Source organism: Streptomyces sp. SM10 (genome assembly GCF_002910915.1).
Classification (GTDB): domain Bacteria; phylum Actinomycetota; class Actinomycetes; order Streptomycetales; family Streptomycetaceae; genus Streptomyces.
In genome coordinates, this window is record NZ_NEUF01000160.1 from 145953 (window position 1) to 171745 (window position 25793).

At 71.3% G+C, this 25793-nt stretch carries 26 protein-coding genes and 1 riboswitch; of the genes, 5 read left to right on the top strand and 21 right to left on the bottom strand.

Going from position 1 to position 25793, the window contains the following annotated elements:
* Nucleotides 1–2: 2 nt before the first annotated feature.
* Entirely contained in the window at nucleotides 3–830 is an 828-nt protein-coding gene (locus tag B9S57_RS26275) for an enoyl-CoA hydratase family protein (protein ID WP_103759690.1), read from the bottom strand.
* A 294-nt stretch (nucleotides 831–1124) separates the two neighbouring features.
* Between B9S57_RS26275 and B9S57_RS26280 the strand changes: the two genes are divergently transcribed.
* Nucleotides 1125–1583, top strand: a complete 459-nt coding sequence (locus tag B9S57_RS26280) for an ATP-binding protein (protein WP_103759691.1) — start codon at nucleotides 1125–1127, stop codon at nucleotides 1581–1583.
* On the opposite strand, the gene B9S57_RS26285 is transcribed toward B9S57_RS26280, so the two are convergent.
* From B9S57_RS26285 to B9S57_RS26295, 3 genes are all read right to left on the bottom strand, one after another.
* Complete coding sequence (locus B9S57_RS26285) at nucleotides 1531–3009, bottom strand: amino acid permease (RefSeq protein ID WP_103759692.1); 1479 nt, start codon at nucleotides 3007–3009, stop codon at nucleotides 1531–1533. The two genes, B9S57_RS26280 and B9S57_RS26285, sit on opposite strands and share 53 nt — an antisense overlap.
* A gap of 178 nt (nucleotides 3010–3187) precedes the next feature.
* Complete coding sequence (gene argF, locus B9S57_RS26290) at nucleotides 3188–4204, bottom strand: ornithine carbamoyltransferase (protein WP_103759693.1); 1017 nt, start codon at nucleotides 4202–4204, stop codon at nucleotides 3188–3190.
* A gap of 117 nt (nucleotides 4205–4321) precedes the next feature.
* Nucleotides 4322–5554, bottom strand: coding sequence for an arginine deiminase (locus B9S57_RS26295; RefSeq protein ID WP_103759694.1), 1233 nt, complete (start codon nucleotides 5552–5554; stop codon nucleotides 4322–4324).
* 296 nt (nucleotides 5555–5850) lie between these two features.
* On the opposite strand from B9S57_RS26295, the gene B9S57_RS26300 reads away from it, so the two are divergent.
* The gene (locus B9S57_RS26300; protein ID WP_103759695.1) at nucleotides 5851–6189 is read left to right on the top strand and encodes a nuclear transport factor 2 family protein; all 339 of its coding nucleotides are present in this window, start codon (nucleotides 5851–5853) and stop codon (nucleotides 6187–6189) included.
* Nucleotides 6190–6261: 72 nt separating this feature from the next.
* On the opposite strand, the gene B9S57_RS26305 is transcribed toward B9S57_RS26300, so the two are convergent.
* The 5 genes from B9S57_RS26305 to B9S57_RS26325 all read right to left on the bottom strand — a co-directional run bounded on the left by B9S57_RS26305 (nucleotide 6262) and on the right by B9S57_RS26325 (nucleotide 12991).
* Nucleotides 6262–8805, bottom strand: coding sequence for a polynucleotide kinase-phosphatase (locus B9S57_RS26305; RefSeq protein WP_103759696.1), 2544 nt, complete (start codon nucleotides 8803–8805; stop codon nucleotides 6262–6264).
* A complete protein-coding gene (locus tag B9S57_RS26310) occupies nucleotides 8802–10277 on the bottom strand; it encodes a 3' terminal RNA ribose 2'-O-methyltransferase Hen1 (protein ID WP_103759697.1) in 1476 nt (491 codons plus the stop codon). Before B9S57_RS26310 ends, B9S57_RS26305 begins: the two co-directional genes overlap by 4 nt.
* Nucleotides 10278–10320: 43 nt before the next feature.
* Nucleotides 10321–11256 carry a homocysteine S-methyltransferase gene (gene mmuM / locus B9S57_RS26315; protein WP_103759698.1) on the bottom strand — a complete coding sequence of 312 codons (936 nt, stop codon included), beginning with the start codon at nucleotides 11254–11256 and terminating at the stop codon, nucleotides 10321–10323.
* Nucleotides 11257–11438: 182 nt separating this feature from the next.
* Nucleotides 11439–12362: an LLM class F420-dependent oxidoreductase gene (locus tag B9S57_RS26320; RefSeq protein WP_103759699.1), complete on the bottom strand. Its 924-nt coding sequence runs from the start codon at nucleotides 12360–12362 to the stop codon at nucleotides 11439–11441.
* A gap of 92 nt (nucleotides 12363–12454) precedes the next feature.
* The gene (locus B9S57_RS26325) at nucleotides 12455–12991 is read right to left on the bottom strand and encodes a DUF6099 family protein (RefSeq protein WP_103759700.1); all 537 of its coding nucleotides are present in this window, start codon (nucleotides 12989–12991) and stop codon (nucleotides 12455–12457) included.
* A 426-nt stretch (nucleotides 12992–13417) separates the two neighbouring features.
* On the opposite strand from B9S57_RS26325, the gene B9S57_RS26330 reads away from it, so the two are divergent.
* On the top strand, nucleotides 13418–14221 hold the full coding sequence (locus tag B9S57_RS26330; protein ID WP_258036619.1) for an aminoglycoside phosphotransferase family protein: 804 nt from the start codon (nucleotides 13418–13420) through the stop codon (nucleotides 14219–14221).
* 24 nt (nucleotides 14222–14245) lie between these two features.
* On the opposite strand, the gene B9S57_RS26335 is transcribed toward B9S57_RS26330, so the two are convergent.
* The 10 genes from B9S57_RS26335 to B9S57_RS26380 all read right to left on the bottom strand — a co-directional run bounded on the left by B9S57_RS26335 (nucleotide 14246) and on the right by B9S57_RS26380 (nucleotide 21771).
* Nucleotides 14246–14437, bottom strand: a complete 192-nt coding sequence (locus B9S57_RS26335; protein ID WP_103759702.1) for a hypothetical protein — start codon at nucleotides 14435–14437, stop codon at nucleotides 14246–14248.
* Between the two features lie 113 nt (nucleotides 14438–14550).
* Nucleotides 14551–14889 (bottom strand): nucleotide pyrophosphohydrolase, encoded by a 339-nt coding sequence (locus B9S57_RS26340; RefSeq protein ID WP_103759703.1) that lies wholly within the window; start codon nucleotides 14887–14889, stop codon nucleotides 14551–14553.
* Complete coding sequence (locus B9S57_RS26345) at nucleotides 14886–16058, bottom strand: ATP-binding protein (RefSeq protein WP_103759704.1); 1173 nt, start codon at nucleotides 16056–16058, stop codon at nucleotides 14886–14888. The genes B9S57_RS26340 and B9S57_RS26345 overlap by 4 nt, the downstream gene beginning before the upstream one ends.
* Before the next feature lie 55 nt (nucleotides 16059–16113).
* A complete protein-coding gene (locus B9S57_RS26350) occupies nucleotides 16114–16521 on the bottom strand; it encodes a cell division protein SepF (protein ID WP_103759705.1) in 408 nt (135 codons plus the stop codon).
* Between the two features lie 75 nt (nucleotides 16522–16596).
* The gene (locus tag B9S57_RS26355) at nucleotides 16597–17904 is read right to left on the bottom strand and encodes a cytochrome P450 (RefSeq protein WP_258036620.1); all 1308 of its coding nucleotides are present in this window, start codon (nucleotides 17902–17904) and stop codon (nucleotides 16597–16599) included.
* Complete coding sequence (locus B9S57_RS26360) at nucleotides 17901–18515, bottom strand: ATP/GTP-binding protein (RefSeq protein ID WP_103759706.1); 615 nt, start codon at nucleotides 18513–18515, stop codon at nucleotides 17901–17903. The genes B9S57_RS26355 and B9S57_RS26360 overlap by 4 nt, the downstream gene beginning before the upstream one ends.
* A complete protein-coding gene (locus tag B9S57_RS26365; protein WP_103759707.1) occupies nucleotides 18493–18846 on the bottom strand; it encodes a DUF742 domain-containing protein in 354 nt (117 codons plus the stop codon). Before B9S57_RS26365 ends, B9S57_RS26360 begins: the two co-directional genes overlap by 23 nt.
* Nucleotides 18843–19265, bottom strand: a complete 423-nt coding sequence (locus tag B9S57_RS26370) for a roadblock/LC7 domain-containing protein (RefSeq protein WP_103759708.1) — start codon at nucleotides 19263–19265, stop codon at nucleotides 18843–18845. Before B9S57_RS26370 ends, B9S57_RS26365 begins: the two co-directional genes overlap by 4 nt.
* Complete coding sequence (locus B9S57_RS26375) at nucleotides 19262–20710, bottom strand: ATP-binding protein (protein WP_103759709.1); 1449 nt, start codon at nucleotides 20708–20710, stop codon at nucleotides 19262–19264. Before B9S57_RS26375 ends, B9S57_RS26370 begins: the two co-directional genes overlap by 4 nt.
* Before the next feature lie 68 nt (nucleotides 20711–20778).
* Nucleotides 20779–21771 (bottom strand): MBL fold metallo-hydrolase, encoded by a 993-nt coding sequence (locus tag B9S57_RS26380; RefSeq protein ID WP_103759710.1) that lies wholly within the window; start codon nucleotides 21769–21771, stop codon nucleotides 20779–20781.
* Between the two features lie 405 nt (nucleotides 21772–22176).
* Here B9S57_RS26380 and B9S57_RS26385 point away from each other — a divergent pair, with 405 nt between their 5' ends.
* Entirely contained in the window at nucleotides 22177–23070 is an 894-nt protein-coding gene (locus B9S57_RS26385; protein ID WP_103759711.1) for an SIS domain-containing protein, read from the top strand.
* A 67-nt stretch (nucleotides 23071–23137) separates the two neighbouring features.
* On the opposite strand, the gene B9S57_RS26390 is transcribed toward B9S57_RS26385, so the two are convergent.
* Together B9S57_RS26390 and B9S57_RS26395 are read right to left on the bottom strand one after the other, a co-directional pair.
* Nucleotides 23138–23716 carry a hypothetical protein gene (locus B9S57_RS26390; RefSeq protein WP_103759712.1) on the bottom strand — a complete coding sequence of 193 codons (579 nt, stop codon included), beginning with the start codon at nucleotides 23714–23716 and terminating at the stop codon, nucleotides 23138–23140.
* Between the two features lie 201 nt (nucleotides 23717–23917).
* On the bottom strand, nucleotides 23918–24775 hold the full coding sequence (locus B9S57_RS26395) for a transglycosylase SLT domain-containing protein (RefSeq protein WP_103759713.1): 858 nt from the start codon (nucleotides 24773–24775) through the stop codon (nucleotides 23918–23920).
* Between the two features lie 4 nt (nucleotides 24776–24779).
* A riboswitch (cyclic di-AMP (ydaO/yuaA leader) is annotated at nucleotides 24780–24965 on the bottom strand.
* A gap of 356 nt (nucleotides 24966–25321) precedes the next feature.
* On the opposite strand from B9S57_RS26395, the gene B9S57_RS26400 reads away from it, so the two are divergent.
* Nucleotides 25322–25552 carry a hypothetical protein gene (locus tag B9S57_RS26400; protein WP_103759714.1) on the top strand — a complete coding sequence of 77 codons (231 nt, stop codon included), beginning with the start codon at nucleotides 25322–25324 and terminating at the stop codon, nucleotides 25550–25552.
* Nucleotides 25553–25793: the final 241 nt, after the last annotated feature.

Sequence of the window (25793 nt, forward strand, 5' to 3'; positions counted from 1 at the left end):
CGCTACCTGCCCCGCCACTTCGGCGGCCGCTTCTCGGTGAAGGCCGCGTGGAATTCCGCGTAGTCCTCGCCGTTCATCAGAAGGGCCTGGGTGGCGGCGTCCATCTCCACGGACGCGGCGAGCGGCATGTCGAGCTCGGCGGTGAGCAGAGCCTTCGTCTGGGCCAGGGCGAGGGCGGGCCCGTCGGCGAGCCGCCGGGCCAGGGCGGCCGCCCGGGTGTCGGCCTCTCCTTCCCCGGTCAGTTCGCTGATCAGCCCGATGCGCTCGGCCTCGGGGGCGCGGACGGGTTCGCCGAGCATCAGGATCCGGGTGGCGTGGCCGAGGCCGACGACCCGGGGCAGGAGGTAGGCGGCGCCCATGTCGCCGCCGGACAGCCCGACGGCGGTGAACAGGAAGGCGAAGCGGGCGGAGGGGGCGGCGATCCGGAAGTCGGCGGCCAGCGCGAGGACCGCTCCGGCGCCGGCGGCCACCCCGTGGACGGCGGCGATGACGGGGAAGGGACACTCCCGAAGGGCCCGTACGACCTGACCGGTCATGCGGTTGAAGTCCAGGAGCTGCGCGGTGTCCATCGCGAGCGTGGCGCCGATGATCTCGTCGACGTCACCGCCGGAGCAGAAGCCTCGCCCTTCGCCGGCGAGCACGAGGGCCCGCACGGAGCGCTCTCGGGAGAGCTCGGCGAGCAGGTCGCGGAGATCGGCGTAGGCACCGAAGGTGAGCGCGTTGAGTTTTTCGGGGCGGGCCAGCGTGACGGTCGCCACACCGCCTTGGACCGTCAGACGCAGATGCTGCCAGCGCTCGGTGCGCGGGGCGGAGCCGATGAACGGGCTCATGGAAGGTTCCCCTCCAGCCGTCGGGCTGCTGCTGATGCATCTCGAAGCTATCACTCATCTGTGACTTCCGTCATGAGTACGCGATAGGCCTGGCGGTGCCACTGTGGCGAAGGTCCCTTTTGTGCCGGTCGTCAGCCTCTATGTCTGCGGCGTCGCGCTTCGTATGGTTGAGCGCAGGAAGTCCTGGTACAGAAGCCCGTACCTTTCCGGTGACAGAGGACGCCGCCCCGACCCAGCAGCCCCGGGGCCGAGGTCCCCTTCCGGATGCCTCGCTCCCGAACGGAAACGCCCGCCTTGCCGTCCGACGCCCCCGCACCGCAGCCCCGCTCCTGGCGCATCGCCCTGCCGCACTCGACGGCAGCGGTGCCGATCGCCCGCGCCCTCGTCCGTACGGCGCTGGCGGACCTGGACGCGCCCGCGGACAGCGACACGGCCGAGCTGCTGACCGCGGAGCTGGTCGCCAACGCCGTGGAGCACACGGACGGCTCGGGGCCCATCGAGCTGGTGGTCGAGCTCCTGGCGTCCGGCTGCCAGGTCGAGGTCCACGACCACGACCCGGGTCCGCCCGGCGACCTGTCCCGCCTGCTGCCCGGCAGCGCGCCGGACCCCTGGCAGGAGCACGGGCGCGGGCTGCTCCTGATCCGCGCGCTCAGCTCCGCCTGCGGTCACCGCCCCACCGAGCACGGCAAGGCGGTCTGGTTCACCCTCCGGTCGCACCCGGCGCCGCCGGGTGCGGCGGCTCCCCGGAACTGACGAGCCGGGAGCGGCTGCGGCCGTATCCCGCGTACACCAGGGCCCCCACCGCGAGGAAGACGACGAACTGCACCCAGGTCGTCCAGCCCGTCCCGTACATCAGGTACAGGCAGAAGGCGACGCCCAGGACCGGGCTGAGCGGATAGAGGGGCACCCGGAAGGAACGCTTCAGCTCAGGATTGCGGCGGCGCAGCGCGATGACGGCCACATTGACCACCGCCATCGTCGCGAGCGTCCCGATGGTCGTCAGGTTCACGACGACGTCGAGGGACGAGAACGCGGCCGGGACGGCGAAGACGACGGCCACGATCCAGGTGTTGGCGACCGGGGTACGGGTCTTCGGCGACACCCGCTCGAAGACCCGGGGAATCAGCCCGTCACGGGACATCGACATCAGGATCCGGGTCTGGCCGTACATCACCGCGAGGACGACGGACGCGATGGCGACGACCGCGCCGAAGGCGATGACGCCGCCGCCGACGCTCGACCCGGTGACCGTGTCGACCACCAGCGAGAGCGCGGCCGGCTTGTCGCCCACGGCATCCGCGCCCAGAGCGCCGATGGCCCCCAGGGCGACGGCGCAGTAGAGCAGGGTGACCACACCGATGCAGATCATGATCGCGATCGGGATGTTGCGGCGCGGGTTCTTGACCTCTTCACCGGCGGTGGTGATGGCGTCGAACCCGATGTACGAGAAGAACGCCACGGACGCGCCGGCGGTGACCCCGGCCATGCCCTGGGGGGCGAAGGGCGAGAGGTGCCCGTCCTCGAACGCGGTGAAGGCGATCACGCAGAAGGCGATGAGGACGCCGATCTTCAGCACCGCCATCGCCGCCGTGGCGCCCGCGCTCTCCCTGACGCCGCGCACCAGGAGGGTGGCCGCCATCATGACCACGACGACCGCGGGGAGGTTGATCACACCGCCGTCGCCGGGCCCGGAGGAGAGCGCGTCGGGCAGGTTCCAGCCGATGAGACTGTCCAGCAGCTCGTTGACGTACTGGCTCCAGCCGACCGCGACCGCGGAGACCGAGACTCCGTACTCCAGCAGCAGGCACCAGCCGACGAGGAACGCGACGCGCTCCCCGAGGGTGGCGTAGGCGAAGGAGTAGGAGCTCCCGGAGACCGGGATGGCGCCGCCGAGCTCGGCGAAGGAGAAGGCGGTGAAGACGCAGGTGACCGCGGCCAGGACGAACGAGACCACCACGGCGGGCCCCGCCTCGGCGACACTGTCGGACAGCCCGACGAAGATCCCGGTGCCGACGATCGCCCCGACACCGAAGCACACGAGCTGGAAGAGGCCCATGGTGCGCCGCAGGCCGTGCCCTTCCAGGTCGGCTCCGGACTCGGCGAGCAGCAGATCGGGGCTCTTGACGCGCGCCCCGGCCCTGCGGGCAGGGCTCTTCGGGGCGGAGGAGGCGGGACTCATGGGGGGACGGGTCTCTTCTCTGGTGGTGCGGCGGGAACGAGCCTGTGGGGAGGGCTCTCACCTGGGCACGCGCGCCGGACCGGGCACACGAAAAGGGGTTCGGGCGTGCGAGCCCGAACCCCACCAAGTAGCACCATCGTAGCCACTTGCACGCATGTTCACCCAATCGGGTGCATGCTCATACGCTCTCCGCGCCGCCCCCCAGCGTCGCGACGAGAACGGCCTTGATCGTGTGCATCCGGTTCTCCGCCTCGTCGAAGACGACCGAGTGCGAGGACTCGAAGACCTCGTCGGTGACCTCCAGCTCCGAGAGACCGTGCCGCTCGTGGATCCCCCTGGCCACCTTCGTGCCGAGGTCGTGGTAGGCCGGGAGGCAGTGCATGAACTTCACGTCGTCGTTGCCCGTGGCGCGGAGCACGTCCATGGTCACGGCGTAGGGCGCGAGGGACGCGATGCGCTCGTCCCAGACCTCGACGGGCTCCCCCATGGAGACCCAGACGTCGGTGACGACGAAGTCGGCCGCCCGGACACCCTCGGCCACGCCCTCGGTGAGGGTGATGCGCGCCCCGCTGGACTCGGCCAGCTTGTGGGCCCGGTCCACGACCTCCCGCGCCGGCCAGTACGCGGCCGGCGCGACGATCCGGACGTCCATGCCGAGCAGGGCTCCGGTGATCAGGTAGGAGTTGCCCATGTTGAAGCGGGCGTCACCCAGGTAGGCGAAGGAGATCTCCTCCAGGGGCTTCGCGCTGTGCTCGGTCATCGTGAGGACGTCGGCGAGCATCTGGGTGGGGTGCCAGTCGTCGGTGAGCCCGTTGAAGACGGGCACGCCGCCGTAGGCCGCGAGCTCTTCGACCGCCTGCTGGCTGTCGCCCCGGTACTCGATGCCGTCGAACATCCGACCGAGCACCCGGGCGGTGTCCTTCACCGACTCCTTGTGCCCCATCTGCGAACCGGAGGGGTCGAGGTACGTCGTGGACGCCCCCTGGTCGGCCGCGGCCACCTCGAACGCACAGCGGGTGCGGGTCGAGGTCTTCTCGAAGATCAGGGCGATGTTCTTGCCGCGCAGCCGCCGCACCTCGGCGCCCGCCTTCTTGGCGGCCTTGAGCTCGGCGGACAGAGCGATCAGGCCGCGGAACTCCTCGGCCGTGAAATCCAGCTCCTTGAGGAAATGGCGGCCTGTGAGGTCTGTGGCCATGGTGACTGCTCCTGGGTCGACTGAGGCGTGGGGGCGATCGCCTGGAAGTCTATACGAGCAACCGTATTGCTATACAGGGCTCCCCCGCGCCTCCGCACCGCCCCGGGCCGTCGCCCCTCACACGGGATCACGCACCACGGGACAGCTCATGCAGCGCGGGCCCCCCCGGCCCCGCCCCAGCTCGCTGCCCCGGATCTCGATGACCTCGATCCCCTCCCTGCGCAGATACGTGTTGGTGGTCGCGTTCCGCTCGTACGCGACGACGACCCCGGGCTCCACCGCCAGCACGTTGCAGCCGTCGTCCCACTGCTCCCGCTCTGCCGCGTGGACGTCCTGGGTCGCGGTCAGCACCCGGATCCGGTCCAGGCCGAGCGCGGCGGCGACGGCCCGGTGCATGTGCTCGGGCGGGTGATCGGTGACCTTGAGCTCACGGGGGCCGGTGCCGGGCTCGATCGTGTAGGAGCGGAGCATCCCGAGGCCGGCGTACTTGGTGAAGGTGTCACCGTCGATCATCGTCATGACCGTGTCGAGGTGCATGAACGCACGGCGCTTGGGCATGTCCAGCGCCACGATCGTCCGGGCGGATCCCGCGTCGAAGAGCCCTCGTGCCAGCATCTCCACGGCCTGCGGGGTGGTGCGTTCGCTCATACCGATCAGCACGGCACCTTGGCCGATGACGAGGACGTCGCCGCCCTCGATGGTGGACGGATAGTCGTCCTGGCCCTCCGACCAGTGGTGGAAGACGCCCGCCTCGGGTCCGGTGAACAGAGGATGGTGCCGGTAGATCGCCTCGAAGTGGACGGTCTCGCGCTGTCTGGCCGGCCAGCGCATCGCGTTGATGGACACGCCGTCGTAGATCCAGGCGGAGGTGTCGCGGGTGAAGATGTGGTTCGGCAGGGGGCTGAGCAGGAAGTCGTCCAGATCCATGACGTGGAAGCGCACGGAGGTCGGCTCGGCGTGCCGTTCCAGGAACTCCCGCTTCGTCATCCCACCGACCAGTGCCTCGGTCAGATCCGCGGCCGACATCTCCTCGAACGCCGCGCGCAGGTGCTCGGTGGCGAGCGGGCCGTACTCCTTCTCCGCGAACACCCGGTCGAGGACCAGCCGCCGCGCCACGGGGATGTCGAGGGACTCCCGGAGCAGATCGCCGAAGAGATGGACCTCCACCCCCCGGTCGCGCAGCACATCGGCGAAGCCGTCGTGCTCCTCCCTGGCACGGCGCACCCACAGCACGTCGTCGAACAGGAGAGCGTCCTTGTTGCTCGGGGTGAGCCGCTTCAGCTCCAGATCGGGGCGGTGCAGGATGACGCGGCGCAGCCGCCCGGCCTCGGAATCGACATGGAATCCCATGTCCTCATCCTCACCGCGCGGGGCACCGTTCACCCTGCGAACCGCCACCCGATTCGGGGCGGGCGGGCAACGGGCCACCACCGCCTCCGTGCGCACCCCTGTCCACCCGTCCACGGGTGGGCGAACGGGGGCAGTGACTCACTCGTCCACCCCAAGTCGGCGTGCCGATCGGGCGGCCCCGCGGGTCGGCCACCGAGACTGACACCGGCACCACCCCCGCTCCGGCCGGGCAGCCCGGGACCTCGTGGTCCGCCACCGGCCGCGCCCGCTTCACTCCCTCCGAAGGAGCCCTCCCCATGTCTGCCACTCCGCCGCCCCTGCCCCCGGTGGTCCGTGCGTTCCTGGACGCCTCGAACGCCCAGGACACGGCCGCCTGGCTGCGTACCTTCGCTCCGGACGGCGCGGTCGACGACTGGGGACGCGTGTTCACCGGGTACGAGGCCCTGCGCGGCTGGAGCGACGCGGAGTTCATCGGTGCGCATGTCACCCTCGACGTCACCGAGGTGTCGGCGGGCCCGGGCGAGGACGACGTGACCGTCCTGGCACAGGTCGGCGGTGACGGCTTCAACGGACCCTCGCACTTCGCGTTCACCGTACGCGAGAACCTGATCACCCTGATGCGCATCACCGCCTGACCGCGCCCGAGCGTGCCGGGCCCGACCCACGGCCCGGCGGTGGACCGGGCCGTGTCCGAGCCGGTGGACCCCCTACAGCCGGGGGTCCACCGGCTCGGACTCCAGCGCCAGCACCGCGAACACCGCCTCGTGGATCCGCCAGAGCGGCTCCCCGTCAGCCAGCCGGTCGAGCGCCTCGAGACCGAGGGCGTACTCCCGCAGGGCCAGCGACCGCTTGTGGCCGAGGAACCGGGAACGCAGGCGCTCCAGATTCTCCGGCCGCGTGTACTCGGGGCCGTAGATGATCCGCAGGTACTCCCGGCCGCGCACCTTGATGCCCGGCTGGACGAGCCTGCCCTTCCCGTCCCGGACCTGGGCGCCGAGCGGCTTGACGACCATGCCCTCACCGCCGCGGCCGGTCATCTCCAGCCACCAGTCCGTACCGGAGCGGACCGATTCCTCGTCACCCGTGTCGACGACGAGACGCCGCGTGACCTGGAGCAGTCCGGTCGGGTCGTGCTCGACCAGGCGGTCCAGCCACGCCAGCTGTTCGTCGTGCGGCACGGAGGCGAGGGAGCGGCCCCGCACCGCGAGGATCTGGAACGGCGCGAGCCGGACGCCGTCGAGCCCTTCGGTGCTCCAGCAGTAGCGGCGGTACGCCTCGGTGAAGGCGGCGGCGTCCTCGGCGCGTTCCGACTGGCGCCCTGCGAGGGCACCGACGTCGACCCCGCGGGCGGCAGCCGCCGCGAGGGCGCCCTCCGCCACGGGCAGCACCGCTCCGGCGGCCGCGCCCACCGCCGCGTACTGCGAGCGCAGAAGCCCGGCGGCCTTGAGGGACCAGGGCATCAGCTCGGCGTCGAGCAGCACCCAGTCGGTCTTCCACTCCTCCCACAGTCCGGCGGCGGTGACCGCCGCGCGCAGCCGTCCGAGGACCACCTCGGTGAGTGCCGTGTCGTCCAGGAACGGGCGCCCGGTGCGCGTGTGCAGGGCGCCGGTGGGGCCGTCCGTGCCGAAGCGCTCCCGGGCCGTGCCGGCGTCGCGGCAGACCAGCGCCACGGCGCGCGAGCCCATGTGCTTCTCCTCGCAGACGACCTTGGTGACGCCGTCCGCGCGGTACTGCGCGAAGGCCTCGGCCGGATACTCCAGGAAGCCCTCCTCGTGGGAGGTGGCGGTCGGTGCCATGGTCGGCGGGAGATAGGCCAGCAGCCTCGGGTCGACGGCGAAGCGGCTCATGACTTCGAGCGCCGCCGCCGCGTTCTCCTCGCGCACCGCGACCCGGCCCATGTGCCGGGTCTCCACGATGCGGCGGCCCTGCACGTCGGCGAGGTCGAGCGGCCGGCCCTCCCGGCCTCCGGGGGCCTCGGTGGTCAACGGCTTCACCGGCTCGTACCAGACGCGCTCGGCCGGTACCTCGACGATCTCCCGCTCCGGCCAGCGCAGCGCCGTCATCTTCCCGCCGAAGACGGCCCCGGTGTCCAGACAGATCGTGTTGTTCACCCAGGAGGCCACGGGCACCGGGGTGTGTCCGTAGACCACCGCGGCACTGCCCCGGTAGTCCTCGGCCCACGGGTAGCGCACGGGCAGGCCGAACTCGTCGGTCTCGCCGGTCGTCTCCCCGTACAGGGCGTGCGAGCGGACCCGCCCGGAGGTGCGCCCGTGGTACTTCTCGGGCAGCCCCGCGTGGCAGACGACCAGCCGACCCCTGTCCAGGACGTAGTGGCTGACGAGTCCGTCGATGAACTCACCGACCTGCCTGCGGAATTCGGGGTGCTCGGCGTCCTCCCGCTCCAGCTGCTCCACGGTCTCGGCGAGGCCGTGGCTGTGCTGGACCTTGCGCCCCTTGAGATAGCGCCCGAGCTTGTTCTCGTGGTTGCCGGGGACGCACAGCGCGTTGCCCGACGCCACCATGGACATGACGCGGCGCAGCACACCGGGGCTGTCCGGGCCGCGGTCGACGAGGTCACCGACGAACACGGCGGTACGCCCCTGGGGGTGCGCGCCGTCCTTGTACCCCAGCTCGCCGAGGAGGGTGTCCAGCTCGGAACTGCACCCGTGGATGTCGCCGATGATGTCGAACGGGCCGGTGAGGTGCCGCAGGTCGTTGTAGCGGCGCTCCAGGGAGACCCCGACGGTGTCGGCCTCCTCCTCGGTGCGCAGGATGTGCACCTTGCGGAAGCCTTCGCGTTCCAGACCGCGCAACGAGCGGCGTAGTTCGCGGCGGTGACGCTGCACGACATGGCGCGGCATGCCGGAGCGGTCGGGGCGGGTGGCGTTGCGCGCCTGGCAGACCTCTTCCGGCAGGTCGAGCACGATGGCGATGGGCAGCACGTCGTACTGCCGGGCCAGCTGGACGAGCTGCCTGCGGCTCTCGGGCTGCACGTTGGTGGCGTCCACGACAGTGAGCCGGCCCGCGGCGAGGCGCTTGCCCGCGATGTAGTGGAGCACGTCGAAGGCGTCGCCGCTCGCGCTCTGGTCGTTCTCGTCGTCCGCGACGAGGCCCCGGCAGAAGTCGGAGGAGATGATCTCGGTGGGCTTGAAGTTCCTGCGGGCGAAGGTGGACTTGCCCGAACCGCTGGCGCCGATGAGGACGACGAGGGACAGGTCGGTCACCGGCAGGGTGCGCGAGGTACTGGTCATGCGGCCTTTGCCTCCTTCGTCGTCTCCCGGGCCGTGGTCATCGTGAACACGGCCATCTGTGTGGGAGGCCCCACCTCGGGGTCCTCCGGTCCCACCGGTACGAACGCCACCGTGTAGCCGTGGCGTCCGGCGACCCGCTCCGCCCACTCCCGGAATTCCTGCCGGGTCCACTCGAAGCGGTGGTCACCGTGGCGCACGTGCCCCGCGGGCAGCGTCTCCCAGCGGACGTTGTACTCGACGTTGGGGGTCGTCACCAGCACGGTCCGAGGGCGCGCCGCGCCGAAGACCGTGTACTCGAGGGCGGGGAGCCGGTCCAGGTCGAGGTGCTCGATCACCTCGCTCAGCACGGCGGCGTCGTACCCCTTCAGCTGCTTGTCCGTGTAGGTGAGCGCGCCCTGCCGGAGGGTGACGCGCCCGGCCTGCCGCTCGCCCATCCGCTCCAGCTTCAGCCTGCGTGCCGCGACCGTCAGGGCGCGCACCGAGACGTCGACCCCGACGATCTCCGTGAAACGCGTGTCCTTGAGCAGCGCCTGCACCAACTGACCCTGGCCGCAGCCGAGGTCGAGCACCCGGTTGGCCCCGGCGGCACCCAGCGCCTCCAGGATCGCCCCGCGGCGCCGCTCGGCGAGCGGGACCGGCTTCTCCTCCGTGTCGGTGGTCTCGTCGACCGCGTTGTCGACACTCTCCACCTCCAGGTCGTCCGACTCGGCCAGCCGGACCAGCTCGAGCCGCTCCATCGCCTGCCTGGTGAGCCCCAGGCGGCGGGAGAGGTACCGGCTGGTGATCAGCTTCTGCTCCGGATGGCCCGCCAGCCAGCCCTCGCCGGCCCGGAGGAGCTTGTCGACCTCGTCGGGGGCGACCCAGTAGTGCTTGGCGTCGTCGAGCACGGGCAGCAGCACGTACAGCTGGCGCAAGGCGTCCGCGAGCCGCACGTCCCCTTCGAGCACGAGCCGGACGTAACGCGAGTCGCCCCACTCCGGGAACCGCTCGTCCAGAGGCACGGGCAGGGCCTCGATCCGTGTCCAGCCGAGCGGGCCGAACAGCTTGTGCACCAGCTCCGCACCGCCGCGGGCCGGCAGCGCCGGGATCTCGATCCGCAGCGGCATAGCTTCCCGCACCCGGTCGGGCAGGGCCCTGCACGCGCCGTTCAGCGCGGACTTGAACACCGTCGTCATCGCGACCGAAAGCAGCGACGACGCCGCGTAGGGCCGGTCGTTGACGTACTGCGCGAGCGCAGCGTCGGGGGCTCCGCCCCGGCCCTTGCCCTTTCCCCGCCTCACCAGCGCCACCGGATCGACCTCCAGCAGCAGCGCCGCGGTGCACCGCTCCTCGGACGCCTCGGGGTAGAAGACGTGCGCGGTGCCATGCGACGTGGAGAACGTCTGCGCCTTGTCGGGATGCTTGTGCAGCAGATAGCCGAGGTCGGTCGCGGGACGCTCTGGGGTGCCGGTGGTGCTGATAGTCAGGAACACCCGTCCGAGTATGGTGCGAGGGCCCGTCTCCCACCAGGCTTTTTCACGCTGCCGGCGACTCCAGCCGGTCCGCAAGGGCCGCGATGTCCGGCGGTCCGACACGGCAGCAGCCACCGACCAGACGGGCGCCGGCCCGCTGCCAGTCCCGCACCCTGCCCGGCTCGAACGTCCCCCTGCCGGTCCAGCCACGGCCGTCGGCGTCCCACTCCTCTCCGCTGTTCGGGTAGACGACCACCGGCTTGCCGGTGGCCGCGGCCGCCACCTCCACCGCCCGGTCGGCGTCGGCGGGATCGCAGCAGTTGACCCCGACGGCCACCACCTGCTCGATGCCCGCGACGAGACCGAACGCCTCCGCCAGGGGCTGCCCGGCCCTGGTGCGGTCGCCCGCCACGCTGTACGAGAGCCAGACCGGCACCGGGAGCTCCTGGACCACCTCCAGCAACGCCTCGGCCTCGACGATGTCCGGCACAGTCTCCAGAGCCAGCGCATCGGGGCCGGCCGCGGCGAGCGTCTCCGCCCGGGGCCGGTGGAAGCGCACCAGCTCCCGGACGGTGAGTCCGTACCGGCCCCGGTACTCGCTGCCGTCCGCGAGCATCGCCCCGTACGGTCCGATCGAGGCCGCGACCCAGAGCTCACGCCCTGCCACCGCGCCCGCCCTGCGCGCCGAGTCCACACTGTCGGCCATCAGGTCCGCCGCCCGGGCCCTGCCGATCCCGTGCCGTGCAAACCCTTCGAACGTCGCCTGGTAACTGGCGGTGATGAGCACCTGCGCCCCCGCCCGCGCATAGGCCGCGTGGGCGGCCTCGATCTGCTGGGGCGCGTCGGTCAGCAGACGGGCCGACCACAGGGCGTCGGACAGATCACAGCCCTGGGCCTCCAACTGGTTGGACAGTCCCCCGTCCAGCAGGACGGTCCCCTCGGCAAGCGCTTCGCCGAGCGTACGGCAGGGCGGCACGTTCGGCGTCCGGGCGGTGTGCACAGTTGCTCCTCGCTGTCGGCCGGTACCGGTCGGTCCCGTGCCACGGTCCCGTCCGGCCGGCGGTTGCCTGTTCGACGCTTCCTGCCCACCGGCGCCTGCCCCTGTCCGCCGGTCCTGTCCGCCGGTTCCCGACGGTCCGCGGCCGCCGTGTGGATCCGGTCCTTCCGGCCGCGTCCCCGCCGTCAGCCCAGTTGCGACTGGACCTGCGACGAGATGAGTTCCAGATGGTCCAGGTCGTGCAGGTCCAGGACCTGGAGGTAGATCCGCGAGGAGCCGATGGCGGCGTACCGGCCGATCTTGTCGACCACCTCGGCGGGCGAGCCCGCCAGGCCGTTCGCCTTCAGATCCTCGACCTCCCGTCCGATGGCGGACGCGCGCCGTGCCACCTCCGCGTCGTCCTTCCCGACACACACCACGAGCGCGTTGGAGTACACCAGGTCGTCAGGGGCCCGGCCCGCCACCACAGCCGCGTCCCTGACCCGGCCGAACTGCTTCTCGCTGTCCTCCAACGAGGCGAAGGGGATGTTGAACTCGTCCGCGTACCGGGCGGCGAGCCGAGGGGTGCGGACCGCGCCGTGGCCGCCGATCAGGACCGGCACCTTCGCCTGGGCGGGCTTCGGCAGGGCCGGTGAGTCGGTGAGCTGGTAGTAGGTCCCGTCGTAGCTGAAGGTCTTGCCGGGCTCGGTCTCCCACAGTCCCGTGACGATCGCCAGCTGCTCCTCCAGCCGGCCGAACTTCTCCTTCGGGAACGGAATGCCGTACGCCTTGTGCTCCTCCTCGAACCAGCCCGCGCCCAGGCCCAGCTCGACCCGGCCGCCGGACATCTGGTCGACCTGGGCGACCTGGATGGCCAGCACACCGGGCAGTCGGAAGGTGCCCGCCGTCATCAGCGTGCCCAGGCGGATCCGCCTGGTCTCGCGGGCGAGCCCGGCGAGCGTGATCCACGCGTCGGTCGGGCCGGGCAGACCGTCACCCGAGCCCATGCGCAGATAGTGGTCCGACCGGTAGAAGGCGTCGAAGCCGAGGTCCTCGGTGGCCTTGGCGACGGTGAGCAGGGTGTCGTAGCTCGCCCCTTGCTGGGGCTCGGTGAAGATTCGAAGATCCATGCCTCCATCCTGCACCTTCGCACCCGCCGCGCCCCGTCTCTCCCCTGCTCGCTTCTCCCGTCGGCGGCCGGTGCTCCCTTCCGGCCGCCGGCTCACTGCTGCCCGGCGACGAACCCCGCCGGACCGGTGATCACACCGAACGGGCCGTCACGCTCCCTGTCCGGCTCGTGTTCCCGCTCGCGGTCACGCTCCTGCTCCGCGAGCCGTCTGAGCATGCCGTGGATCCGGTCCACGGACTCGTCGACGGCGTCTATCGCCTCGATGCACTGCCAGTAGAGCCCTTCCTCCTCCGTGCCGCAGGCGACACCCACCAGGGCGATGCCCGCCTCGCCGAGCAGCGCCGCAAGAGCGGCCAACGTGCCCGGCACATGGGCCACTTCGGTGAGCTGCGAGGCCCTGACGCCTCCGGCCGGCACCATCGGGTGGTCGAGCACGGCGCTGCCGAGGGCGGAGGTCTCGCTGAGCCCGCGCGCCTCCGTCCGCAGCTCGGCCGGTCCGCACCTCGCCAGCTGTCCGCCGACCGCCCGGGCGAGGGCCTGGGCCTGCCATGCCTCCGCCATGACGGCCGGCACTCCCCGGCTCCCCGCGAGCGCGCTCCTGCCCGCAGCGATCAGTCGCTCCGCTTCCATCCGATTCCCCCGTCGCCGTGACCATCCGTACAGAAACCCGCTCATCTCTTCATTACCCACAGTGAGCTGCGTGGCACATGAATGCCAGAGGAAATCGGAAATCTGTGGACAGGAAGAGGATTGTGGATAAGTCGATCACTCCGAAGAGTGACGGTGCGTCGGTCCAGTACCGGCCTCGGGACTGGTAACCGTCGATAGTCCCGAGTACTGCATCGGGTGGTTCGACGAGACCACACTCCATCCTCTGTGCCGATGACACGGCATGGGGCGTGCACAGACGGTGCTCCTAGGATGTGCGAAGACCGCATCCACCACCCTGGGGACACGTTGAGAGAGTGGGCTTGCGTCGCACCAGAGGTCCGGGACCGGCTCGTCGTTCGGTTCGGAACAGGGGTGCTCGCCTGGTGTGACGAGTTGCCGGCTCTCGTGAACGAACTCGCCACCCGCTGGGGTCTGTCCCTTGTCGCGGCGGGTGGAGGAGGCACCTCGCGGGTGTTCCACTGCTTCAGGGGTGACACTGACGCCTCGGCGTGGCTGAAACTCACGCCGGAGCCCGGGATTGCCCGGGAGGAAGCCGAAGCCCTACGGCGTTGGGCAGATACGCCGTCGGTTGTCACGTTGCTGGGACAGGATCTGGCCGTCGGGGCCCTGCTGCTGGAGGACGTGGAGCCGGGAGCGCAGGTGAGGCACCGTGCCTGGAATCTCGCCGAGGTCGCGGCGCTGCTGCGGGACCTACGGGCCGCTGCTCCCGCGCCAGGTGAGCACTCGGTACTGCAGCCTCTCTCACACCGCATCGACTTCGTGTTCGACTTGACCGACCGCAGGCTGACGGCGGCCGACGTGAACGACCCGGCTGCCTCCACGATGCTTCGGCAGGCCCGGGCGGCAGCCCTGGAACTCGCCGCCGATGGGCCTGTGGGACTCGTACATGGTGATCTTCATCCAGCCAACGTGCTGTCCGGACCGGACGCCCGCATGGTGGCGATCGATCCCGGGCCCGCGTGGGGGGACCCGGACTTCGATGCCGTTGACTGGGTGCTTGAGGGAGCGGCGGATTTCAGCGTGCTGGAGCAAAGAATCGGGGAACTGGCGGAGCTGGTTCCCGGCCAGTCCCCTCAACGTGTGCTGGGTTGGTGTCGGGCCCTGTCCGCTCTCATCGCGGTCCCCAGGATGTGCGCGGGACGGGACGACGCGGAGACCCGGTTCCTCGTTTCTCTGGCCGAAGGCTGATCCTTCCGCCGGCCTCAGCCGATCTCATGCCAACTTGTCCGTCACCTGCCGTGGTCGCCCGGCGCGTAGTTCCCCCCAGAGGGCTCCCACATCCGTGGCGATGCGGGTGGCGCTCTTGTCGTGATGGCCGAGTGCCTGGGCGATGACGGCGCCGAGGCCTGGCGGCAGGGCCTCGGCGCCACCCAGCGCGAACGCCTCCTGGCCCTCCTCCCACACCGGAGCCGACCTGTGACCGCCCCACCACGGCAGAGGACCCCGGCGATGCTGCCGGAGTCCTCTCAGCATTCACGATCAATCTCGGCGCCAACCGCTGTACCGAGCGCTAATGCTCAGCCCCGAGTACCGTCCGGTACCGGGAAGCGCGTCTCGTTCCGGTCGATCTTGGCCGCCAGCGCCTCCAGCGCGTCGATGCCCAGGACCTCGCAGAACTGCAGCAGATAGGCGAGGACGTCCGCGACCTCGTCCGTGACGCGGAACGCCGTATCGGGGTCCTCCATCACCCTCGCCGACTGCTCCGGCGTCAGCCACTGGAAGATCTCCAGGAGTTCGGAGGCCTCCACGCTCAGCGCAACGCAGAGGTTCTTGGGCGTGTGGTACGGCTCCCAGGCCCGGGACGCCGCGAAGTCGGCCAGCCGCCGCTGCAGTTGTGCTACATCCAGTTCGGTCACGGTGACAGGTCTACCACCGTCGTGCCGGCCGCCCCGCGGGCCGCTGCCGCGGTCGCCTCACCGACGGTTCCCAGCAGGCGCATGTGCCCGTCCGCGCAGATCGACGCCGCCAGCGCCAGCAGTTCCTTCGCCTGCCGCGCGTCGAGGCTCCGGTCGAGCCCGTCGGCCAGCACGGTGAGCGCCTGCATGGCCGACGGCACCTCGGCCGCCGGGTCCACCACCAGGACATGGGGTCCCGTCAGGAGTACGAGCGCGAAGGCGAGATACCGCAGCTCACCGTCGCCGAGACGGCCGACTGGGGTGCTGCGCCCCGGGCCCCGGCCGGTCATGGCGCGCACAGTCCCGTCGTCCAGGCGCTCCACGGTCAGGCCGGTCACGCCTCCCGTGCACCCGGCGTCCGCACTGGCGACCAGGCGGGCGTGCCGCTGCGCGCACTGGCTGTGGGTGCGGTGGAGGACGTCGGCGAGGTTGTCGCAGCACGAGGTGAGACGCCCCTCCCCCACCGGCACCGCCGCGCGCATCCCCTGCGGCTGCGGGTCGCAGACGAAGGCAGACCGCAGGGCGACCACCACCTGCTCGGCCGCGGCCAGGACTCTGAGCTGGCCTTCCGTGGTCCCCGCGACGCGCAGCGGCAGCAGCGCCGTACCGAGCCGGTCGTCGGGGAAGGGTGCGCGTGTCACCGGCACGGCCCCCGCGGTGAGCCAGGCAGCCTGGACGGACGGGCGCCGTGGGTCCAGCAGCGCCGTGGTCAGCAGGGTCTCCCCACTGTCCCTCAGCCGCTCGCCGACGATGCGGAGCGAGGGCTCGGCCTGCACGGCGAGATCCAGTGTCACCGGGCCGGCCGGGCCCTCCACCGTGCAGCCGAGCCTGAATCCGCGCCGCCCCTGCGCGTCGGCGGCCGCCCTGTCCGGGACCCAGGCCGCCGGATCGGGGAAGACGTCCTCCAGTGGATCACCGGCGGCCAGCCGTGCGAGCGCGTCGTATCCGCGCAGGGCGGTCGTCTTCCCGCTGCCGCTGCCTCCCGCGAGCAGCGTGAGCGGCCCGAGCGGGATGACGGTGCGGCGGTGCGAGGCGAAGGCGTCGAGGCGGAGTTCGCCGACGAAGGGGCGGGCGGGGCGGTCCGCGCCGGACGGCGGCGGGGCCGTCCTGCCCGAGGAGATCACAGTCATGAGCGGACCGTACGCACGCCCCGGAGCGGCGAACCGTTCCGCCCGCGCGACCTTCCTACGATTGAGGTACGCCCGCCGCGGTGACCCCCTCGACCTCCATGCCGACCGGCGCCAGCAGGAACACGTTGCGGTCCACCCGGTGCATCCCGCTGCCGAGCCCGAAGACGACGCCGCTGCTGAAGTCCAGGATCCGCTTGGCCACGTCGCTCTCCGCCCCGGTCAGGTCCAGCAGGACCGGGATCTGCGCCACGAGGTACTCGGCGACCTCGCGGGCGTCCGCGAACACCTGGACCCGCAAAACGACGAGGCGCCGCTGCTCGGCCGACTCCTGCTGGTCCGGGACCGTCCGGTGGTCGACCCGGGAGGGCCATTCGTTACGGCCCCTCAGGGGTACGACCTGGGCGAGCCCTTCCCACTGTTCGTCGGTGGCGTCGTACCTGTCGTACCTGTCGTACCTGCTCACAGAACCACCCCGTCCGTATGCCGGTTGGCTGTGCGCCGGCTGCGCTCGCTGTTCATCGGGCAATTCTCTCGCCCCTCACCCGTTCGGCGTACCACCGACACGGGTCGGAACGTGATCGGAGGTCTCCGGTGCTCCCGCGTCGTCCGGTTCGGGGAGTGTGTCGAGCGGGGTGAATCGGACCGGGAGGTGGGCCGGGGCACGGTGGAAGGGGCCCGGCCGCCAGACCAGCGCGCCGGGTTCGACGGCCAGTTCGAGGTCGCAGAGTTGACTGGTCAGCTGCTCGATCGCGGTCATCGCCATCAGCAGGGCCGGCTGCTTGGCCGGGCAGCGGTGCGGTCCCGTCGACCACGCGAGGTGAGCGCCGTCGCCGGAGCGTACGGCGGGATCCTGGACCGAGGGCGGCGACTGCGTGTTGGCGGCGGCGAACGAGACCAGCACCAACTGCCCGGCGCGCAGCGGGACTCCGTGGAACTCGGTGTCGTGGCGCGGGAAGTGCGCGCCCATGTTGGCCAGCGGCGGGTCGCGCCAGAGCACGTCGTCCACCGCCTCGCGCGCGGTCATGGCACCGCCGTGCAGGGAGCCTCCGTATCCGGTGTCGCTGAGCATGCGCAGCAGCGCGTTGCCGATCAGGTTGGTGGTGGGGTCGTGGCCCGCGCTCATGATGAGCGTGATCTGACGGACGGCTTCGTCGTCGTCCAGCCCCGCCGGGTGGCCGAGGAGGTACGTGGTGAGGTCGCGGCGGGGTCTGCGGCGCCGGGAGGAGACGAGGGCGGAGACGACGCCGACGAGGTCGTCGTAGGCGGCTGTCGCGTCCGCCTCCGGGTCCATCATCCCCGCGGTGCCGCGGACCACGCGCTCGCTGTCCTCGGGTGCCACGCCGAAGGAGGCGGTGAAGACGTGCACGGGCAGTCGGCGGGCGTACTGGGCGATGAGGTCGCCGGAGCCGGTGGCCGAGAACGCGGCGATGAGCCGCTGTGCGACCTGGGCCACCTCCGCGCGCAGCAGGTGGGGTTCGATCAGGGCGAGGGTGTCGTTGATGGCGTCGCGGTACCGGGCGTGGACGGCACCGTCGGTGAACAGGGCGGTGGGCCGGTGGCCGAGCACGGGGAGGACCGGGGAGTCGGCGGGGACGCCCGCCTGCCAGGCACGCGGGTCCTTGGTGAAGGTCTCGGTGTCGCGCAGCAGGTCGACGGCCGCGTGGTAGTCGGTGACCAGCAGCGCGTCGACGTCCGGGGCGATACGCACCCTGGCCAGCGGCCCCTGGGCCCGCAGCCTGCGGTAGTGGCCGTGCGGGTCGGCGGCGAATCCCGCGCCGTACAGCGCGAGCGGTTCGAGGGCGGAGGGGACGGTTCCGGGTGAAGTACCGGACGCGGGAGGGGTCATGACGGTTCCTGGGACGCGGGCAGACAGGTCAGCGCGTGCTCGGCGAGGGCGATCAGGGCCTTGATGCCGCCCTCGCGTTCACGGGCGTCGCACTGGACGAGCGGGGTACGGGCGTCGAGGTCGAGGTGCTTGCGCAGGACCTCGTCCGCGTGGGCGGGGGCGTCGGGGAAGCGGTTCACGGCGACGGCGTACGGAAGTCCCTGCTCCTCCACCATGTCCATGACGGCGAAGGAGTCCTCGAGCCGTCGGGTGTCGACCATGACGAGGGCGCCGAGCGCACCCCGTGCGATGTCCTCCCAGAGCGGCAGAAAGCGCTCCTGGCCGGGGGTGCCGAACATGTAGAGCACCAGGTCGTCCTGGACGGTCAGCCGGCCGAAGTCGACGGCGACGGTGGTCGTGGTCTTGTCCGGGAGCCCGGCGGTGTCGTCGAGTCCCGTACTGGACTGCGTCATCGCCTCCTCCGTGTGGAGGGTCGGGATCTCCGACAGGGTGCGGATCAGGGTCGTCTTGCCCACGCCGAAGGGACCCGTGACGACGAGTTTCATCAGGGTCTCGGCGGCGCTCGGCAGATAGCCGACGCCGCCCCGGTCAGTGGAGGGAACGGAGTCCAACGAGCAGCCTCTCGACGAGCGACCGGTCGATCTCACCGGCGCTGGGGATCGGTGGTCGAGCGTGCAGGTGTCCGGCGGCCACGAGGTCCGTGGCCAGGAAGACCGTCGCGCTGACCGGCAGTTCCAGATGGGCGGCGCATTCGACGACGGTGAGGGCTCCCGGCTCCAGGAGCTCACAGAGCCTGCGCTGCTCCGAACCGGTCTCCGGCGGCACGGCCGAGTCGGTACGGATGAGCACGGCGAGCCGGTCGAGCCCGGGACCGGTGGGCACGGAGCGGCCACCGGTGACCAGATAGGCGGGGATCAGGCGGCGCCCTGGGCCGGGGCTCATGGCCGGGTGGCAGCGTCCGGTTGGCGGGTGGGGGCGTGCATGGCCCGGGTCAGCGCGGTGACCTGCACCTGCATCTGGTACGCGATGTTCCCCAGGTGTGCGTCGGGGGCCGCGAACAGGGCCAGCGTGGTGTTCCTGCCCGCCGGTACGACGATGGCGAAGCCCAGGTCTGACTCCACGACCGTCTGCGCCAGGCGCGGCGACTCGGCCTCGGTGAAGGCGGTGGTGAAGGCCCGGGCCGCGGCGTGCAGGGTGGCCGTCATCGCCGCGACGCGTTCGGCGGACGCGCGGTCCAGGCCGGGCGACGCGCCCTCGACGAGCCCGTCGCCGGTGGCGACCACGGCGTGCTGCACTCCGGGGAGCTCCAGCAGGGGGGTCAGCACCCAGGCGAGATCACCGGCGGTGGGGGTGGCGCTCACGTCTCGTCGTCTCCTTGGTCGTCCGATGGGGATGCCGGGGGCGCCGGTGGTGCGGGCGCCCGCCTGCCGCTGAGGGTGCCCTCCTGGAGGGCGGCCCAGGCCGCCCCGGCCCGCTCGGGCGTGCGGGGCGCGGACTCCTCGTCCACCTGCTGCGGGGCCGTCTCCGCCGCCGGGGAGGGCGCTCTGCGGGATCTGCGCCGCCGGGTGGGCAGTGCGGCCGCCTGTGCCGCGTCCTCGTCCGCTGGTGCTTCTGCGGCGGTCGCCGCGGTTTCGGCGGCACCGGAGTGCGCGGGAGTGACGGCGGGGGCTGCGGCCGGCTCGGCGGGAGCGGGGGCTTCGGCGGGGGACCCGGCCGGCGGCGTCACAGGGGCGCCGGAGCCGGCCCCCCGCGCGTGCAGCGGCTTCGGGGCGAGCACGGAGAGGGTACGGTCGTCGTCCATCACGGTCAGCAGATGGGCCGGGATCCGCAGCATCGCGCGCATCCCTCCGTACGGGGACGACTCGATGTGACAGCTGAAGCCGTAGCGCGCGATGAGCCGTCCCACGACGGCGAAGCCGGTCTGCGGCGGGTCCCCCAGCTCGGTGAGGAGCACCTCGGAGGGGCCCGACAGCAGGGCGTGGGCCCGCTTGAGCGCGTCGTCGTCCATGCCGATGCCCGCGTCGTCGACCAGGATCAGGGCGCCGCGCCCCGGGGCCTGCTGGACCGTCACCGGCACCTCGGTGTCCGGGTGGGAGTACGCCGTCGCGTTGGCCAGCAGTTCGGCGAGGGCGATGGCGAGGGGCTCGGCGGCACGGGCGACCAGCGCGAGCCGCTCCTGGCGCAGGTGGTTGGCGACCTTGATCCGCTCGTACCCCGCGACCCGGGACTGGGCGCCGAGGACGACCTCGACGAGCGAGGAGTTCTGCCGGGCCAGTCCCGGCCAGGCGTCGCAGAGCACGGCCGTGGCCTGGGTGCGGCGCAGCGCCAGTTCGTTGCGGAAGTCGAGCTGCAGGATCCGCGGGTCGTCGTACTCGTGCTGGAGCTCCTGGAGCAGGTGCTGCGACTGGTTGAGCAGCGACTGGATCTTGGCGGAGGTGCCGCGCATGGCCGATCGCGCCGCCGCGTCGACCCGTCCGCGCTCCTCCAGGACCGCCGCGCGCGCGGCCTGGACGGCCTCGGTGAGCAGCCGTGCGGCGTCCCCCTCGATGTCCGCCGCCCCACGCAGGCCAGGGACGGGCGCCGCCCGGTGGGAGAGCGCGGTGGCCGCGGCGGGTATCCGCTTCTCGGCGAGCTGGCGGATCTCCTCGGTGAGGGCGAGGGTGCGGGCCTCGGCGGCCCTGGCCTGCCGTTCGGTCAGCTCCGCACGCGCCGAGGCGCCGTAGGCCTCGCGCCCTGCCTGGTAGCTGCGCGCCGACGACCATATCGCCACCGCGACGGCGATCAGGGCCACGATCCATGCCACCACGGGGCGTCACCGCGTCTCTCGTGTCGGGGACGGCCGGCGGCTCGGTCCGCCGTCGTTGGGGCCGGCCGTCATGCCTGGCCGCCGGTGCGCTCCGTGCCGGGCTCCTGGGCGACGGCGGCGACCTCGGCCATCGCCTGGAGAACCCCGGGGAGCTCCGATCCGTCCAGGTGGCGGTATTCGCTCCCGATGGTCACCACGAGCCGCTCGGGAAGACCGAGGGACGGGTAGCGGTCCTCGGCGATCACCCGGCGCGCCGCCTCGGTCGCGGGCACCCCTGCCGCGTGGAGGGCATGGGCGCGTTCGCGTACGTAGGCGAGGTAGCCCATGTGTTCCCGCACTCCGGCCGGGTCGAGTACGGGCCCGTGGCCGGGCACGATCACCTCGGCGCCGGTCGCCAGGACCCGTTCGCAGGCGTCGATCACGTTGCTCAGGGGGCCGGCCCAGTGCACGGGATGGTCCCCGGGCTGCTGCGGGGTGGAGGAGAAGATGACGTCCCCGCTGAAGACGGCGCGCTGCGCGGGCAGGTGCACGATCAGGTCGCCCCCGGTGTGCGCGGGCGGGAGGGACGACACCTGGACCGCGTACTCCCCCAGGGTCAGTTCGAGCTCTCCGGTGAAGTACGTCGTCGGCCGCACGACATCGGTGGCCGACCAGTCGAAGGCCCCGAAGTGGCGGGAGAGGTAGGCCCCGAGGGGGGTGGACTGATCACTTCCGGTCACGAGGGCGTGCTGCTGCTGCGGAGTGGGGTCGTAGTGGATGTGCTCCCGGGCCTCCCGGGTCACGATGATCTCCGCGTCCGGAAGCACCCCGGCGCCCCAGAAGTGGTCGCCGTTGGCATGCGTGACGATGACACGGTCGATGCCGGCCCCGTCCGGCAGCCGTTTCTGGCTCTCCACGAGGAACTGACCGGCCAGCAGCGGGTCGTACGGCGTGTCGATCCACAACGCGCTGCGCGGGGAGACGAGAAGGCCGCAGTTGGCCAGGCCCCAGCCACGCTTCGGCGGCAGCCAGGCGTACAGGCCCCGGCCGAGGTCAACGACGTCCCCACCCGTGATCGACATGGGGCGATTATGCCGACCGCGATCCGGCCGCGCGTTCGAACTCGGCCAACCCGCCACACCGATGACGCGAAATCGCTCCTCCCCCGGGGTGTCCGCCGCGCGACGGTGACCGTCCGGGGTTGCCCCAGATCGGACTCACCAGGGATTTTCCGCCTGATGTATCTGATATCGACCGTCCGACCCTCGGCGCGCGACCGGTACCCAGACCGGGGCAGCGGAACCGGATTGAGCCGACTACCCACCGAGCATGGCCGAAAACCGACGCAGCGTGCCTCATGAAGACGCACGACGCTTGCTTGTTCTTGCTCGATAGACCCCTGTAACATGCAACATTGAACAGGCGGCGACGGTTTCGCCCAGACCCACCTCATCAGGCGCGAGCAGCAGCGGAAGCGGAGTGCGGACATGTCCCATGTCGAGACCGAGACAGCCGGCCAGCCGGAGTGCTGGCGCCGTGCCGAGGAGGTCGCCGCCGACCGGAAGGCGGTACTCCCCGCCACGGGTGAGCGCATCGCCGTCGTCGGCTGCGGAACGTCGTACTACATGGCGCAGGCCTACGCCGCGCTCCGCGAGACCTCCGGGCAGGGCGAGTCGGACGCGTACGCCGCCTCGGAGTTCCCTCTCGGGCGGACGTACGACCGGGTGGTGGCCCTGACGCGTTCGGGAACGACGACCGAGGTGCTCGGCCTGCTGGACCGACTGCGGGGCAGGACCCGTACCGTCGCCGTGACCGCCGACCCGCTGACCCCGGTGATGGACGCCGCCGACGAGGTGGTGGTCCTCGACTTCGCCGACGAACGGTCCGTGGTGCAGACGCGGTTCGCGACCACCGCACTGACCCTGTTCCGCGCCCACCTCGGGCTGCACACCGAGGACGTCGTACGGGACGCGGAGACGGCTCTCGCGGAACCGCTCCCCGAGGGACTGCTGGAATGCTCCCAGTACAGCTTCCTGGGGAGCGGCTGGACGGTCGGGCTCGCCAACGAGGCGGCGCTGAAGATGAAGGAGGCGTCGCTCTCCTGGACGGAGTCGTACCCGGCGATGGAGTACCGCCACGGCCCCATCAGCATCGCCACGGCCGGGACCGCCACCTGGATGTTCGGCAGCGCTCCCGAGGGGCTCCGGGAGCAGGTACTGGCGACCGGGGCCCGCTGGGTGCAGAGCGGCCTGGACCCGCTGGCCGAACTGGTCCGGGTCCAGCGGCTGGCGATCGCCCGCGCTGCCGCCCGCGGCCTCGATCCCGACCTGCCGCGGCATCTGACGCGGTCGGTGGTCCTCGGCGCTGCGGCGGGGACCTGAGGCCGCCTCAGGGTATACCGCGCACCGGGCCGGCGGGCAGCCCGGTGCGCGGTCGTGAAGGCGGAGGTCAGGCCTCCTCGAAGTAGGCGTCCAGCACCTCGTCGAGCTCCGCCGTCCACCCCTTGAGGTCGCTCCTGGCCCCTGCCTCGACCTCGGCGTTGAACCACCGGCGGCTCGACAGGTGGACCGTCACGGTGAACCGGCGCCCGAAGCGTCCGGTCCTGACCTCGACCGCGCCGATCTCGGACCAGTCGAACTCCGCCTCCTGGTCGTCCAGCCGGAAACGGACGCCGTCGGCGTCGACCCTGATGGATCCGCGCCGGTCGCTGACGTCGAAGACGGGGCCGTCCTCGTCGTCGGCGTCCTCGCGCGCCGCCCCGGCGTCCGGGGCGGCATCATCCGAGGCCGTCCCGTCGTCCCGGGGCGCGGCACCGGCGGCCGTGGAATCCTCCACCGCCTCCTCCTCGGCCGCGCCCTGGGCGGGCGCGTCCGTGACGTCGGCCTCCAGGGCCTCGGGCGCCGCCTTCTCCGCTTCCGCCTCCGCCTCCGTCCGCGCGGGGGCAGGGGCCGTCAGGCCGGGGATGTACGCCGGGTCTGTCCCCGCGGCGAACTCGGGCTGGGTGTTCGAATCTATGCGCTGCTCCACGGCGGGCAGTATGGACGACGAACCTGTACGAGACCAGTCACCCGGGCCCCGACCGGCCTGTCGCCCGGATATAGGCGGCCGTGACATCCCCCGGACACGACGGACGGGTGGTACGGGTTCCGCCGAACCCGTACCACCCGTCCGTACCGCTCTGGCCCTCTGTCACATTCCGTCTGTCAGAGGTCCGTCGCCCGTGAGGACTCAGTAGGCCCCGAAGACGTTGTCGATCGAGCCGTACCGGTCCGCGGCGTAGTTGCACGCGGCCGTGATGTTGGCGACCGGGTCGTAGCTGTCCATCGACGTACCGGGCACGTGGTAAGCCTGGAAGGTCGGGTCGATGACCTGCAGCAGGCCCTTCGACGGGACGCCGTTGATCGCGTTGATGTCCCAGTTGTTGATGGCCTGCGGGTCACCCGCGGACTCGCGGATGATGTTGCGGTGGATGCCCTCGTAGGTGCCGGGGATGCCGTGCTCGGCCATGACGGCCAGCGACTCCTTGATCCAGCCGTCGAGGTCGTTCGTGTACGAGGTCGACTCGGCGGCGGGAGCGGCCTCGGCGGCGGGCGCGCCCTCAGCGGCGATCTCGGTGCTCGTGCGCTCCGAACGGTCGGCGCGGTCGGAGCTCTCCTCCGCACGGTCGGACGCCTTGGATTCGGCCTTCTCGGCCTTGTCCGCGGACTTCTTCTCACCCTTGACGTCAAGGGTGATCTTCAGGCCGGGGTGAATCAGGTCCGGGTTTCCGCCGACCACCTTCTGGTTGCCCTCGTAGAGGGCCTTCCAGCCACCGCTCACGGAATGCTCGCGAGCGATCTTGGCGAGGGTGTCACCCACGACCACGGAATAGTCCGAGGGCGTGGACTTCTGCGCGGCAATTCCCTTGCCGGACACAGCAGTCGACGTTGCGGCCTTTTCCACGGCGGCCGGCTGGGCCGGGGCGGCGAAGGCACCGGTGGCGCCGATCAGGGGCAGGGCCAGGGCGGCTCCGCCCGTGCTCACGGCGATGATGCCGCGGGTGAGTGAACTGGTCCTGGAACGACGGTGCTTACCGATTTCGGGCATGCTGAATTCCTCTCCGTCGCCTGCGAAGTGAGCTGTCGGGTTCGAGCTGGAGATGCCCGGACGCATACGAATGCGACTTCACCCCGAGCCGCTCCGGATACCGGATCGGCGCTTACTTGGGTCCCCCGCTCCTGCCGTACGAGAAGTGGTCGGGTTACCGAGCGGCGGCAGGATTCGGCGTTCCGCTCGGAGTGATGGTGACCGTAGGCGAGAAATAGGGAAAGGAACAAGCCTGGCGCGGTGATCACAATTCACCCGCAAGATCGATTCACGGGAATTCATGTAATCCACCCCACATCGCGCCGGCCATTTCTCTTGGCACAGAAGGGAACCGGCCGCGACGAACCCGCGTCCGGCGCACTGGGGGTGACCCTGGTCACGGAGTCCGATTAGGGCGATTTGCGCCCGATCGAAGAGGCTCAGGTCGCACGAAATGGCCTTTTATGGATTACGGGATCAATTTCTAAAACTATTCCAAAACGGGCATATGGGCCAGATGGAACTACTCCGACATGCCAGGAGCCTTGGTGTGGAACCGATCAGCCCATGACGGAAAACCCCCATGCCTCCGCGCCCCGCATCACCGTTCTGCCGGTCCAGCCGGGGGACCCGCCCTTCCGCGTCGTGGAGATCGACGGAGAAGTGATCGGGTGTGCGACCGCCATGACCGATGTCCTGCTGGCCGCCGCCGCGGCCGGTGTTCCTGTCCACGACCTCGACGATCCGGCCGCCGTCCGCTGGGTGGGAGGCGGCAAGCTCAGCTGGAGACCGCACTGAGCGGAACGGGAGCGCGTCGGGCAGAAGCCGCCCGGGGCGTCGCCTGACGGGGCACCTGTCCGGCAGGCGAGGCGGGCTCCGGAGTCTGCCTGGCGCGGCGGGGCGACGGCTGTTCTTCCGGGTGCGCGGGAACGCTCCGCGCGGGCCCTTGCCGCTCACTCCCCCGGAGCCTGCCCGCCAGGCCTCTGACGGAGGCCCGGCAGCGGTTTCGTCAGGCCGGCGGGCCCGGCCGGGGGCTGCG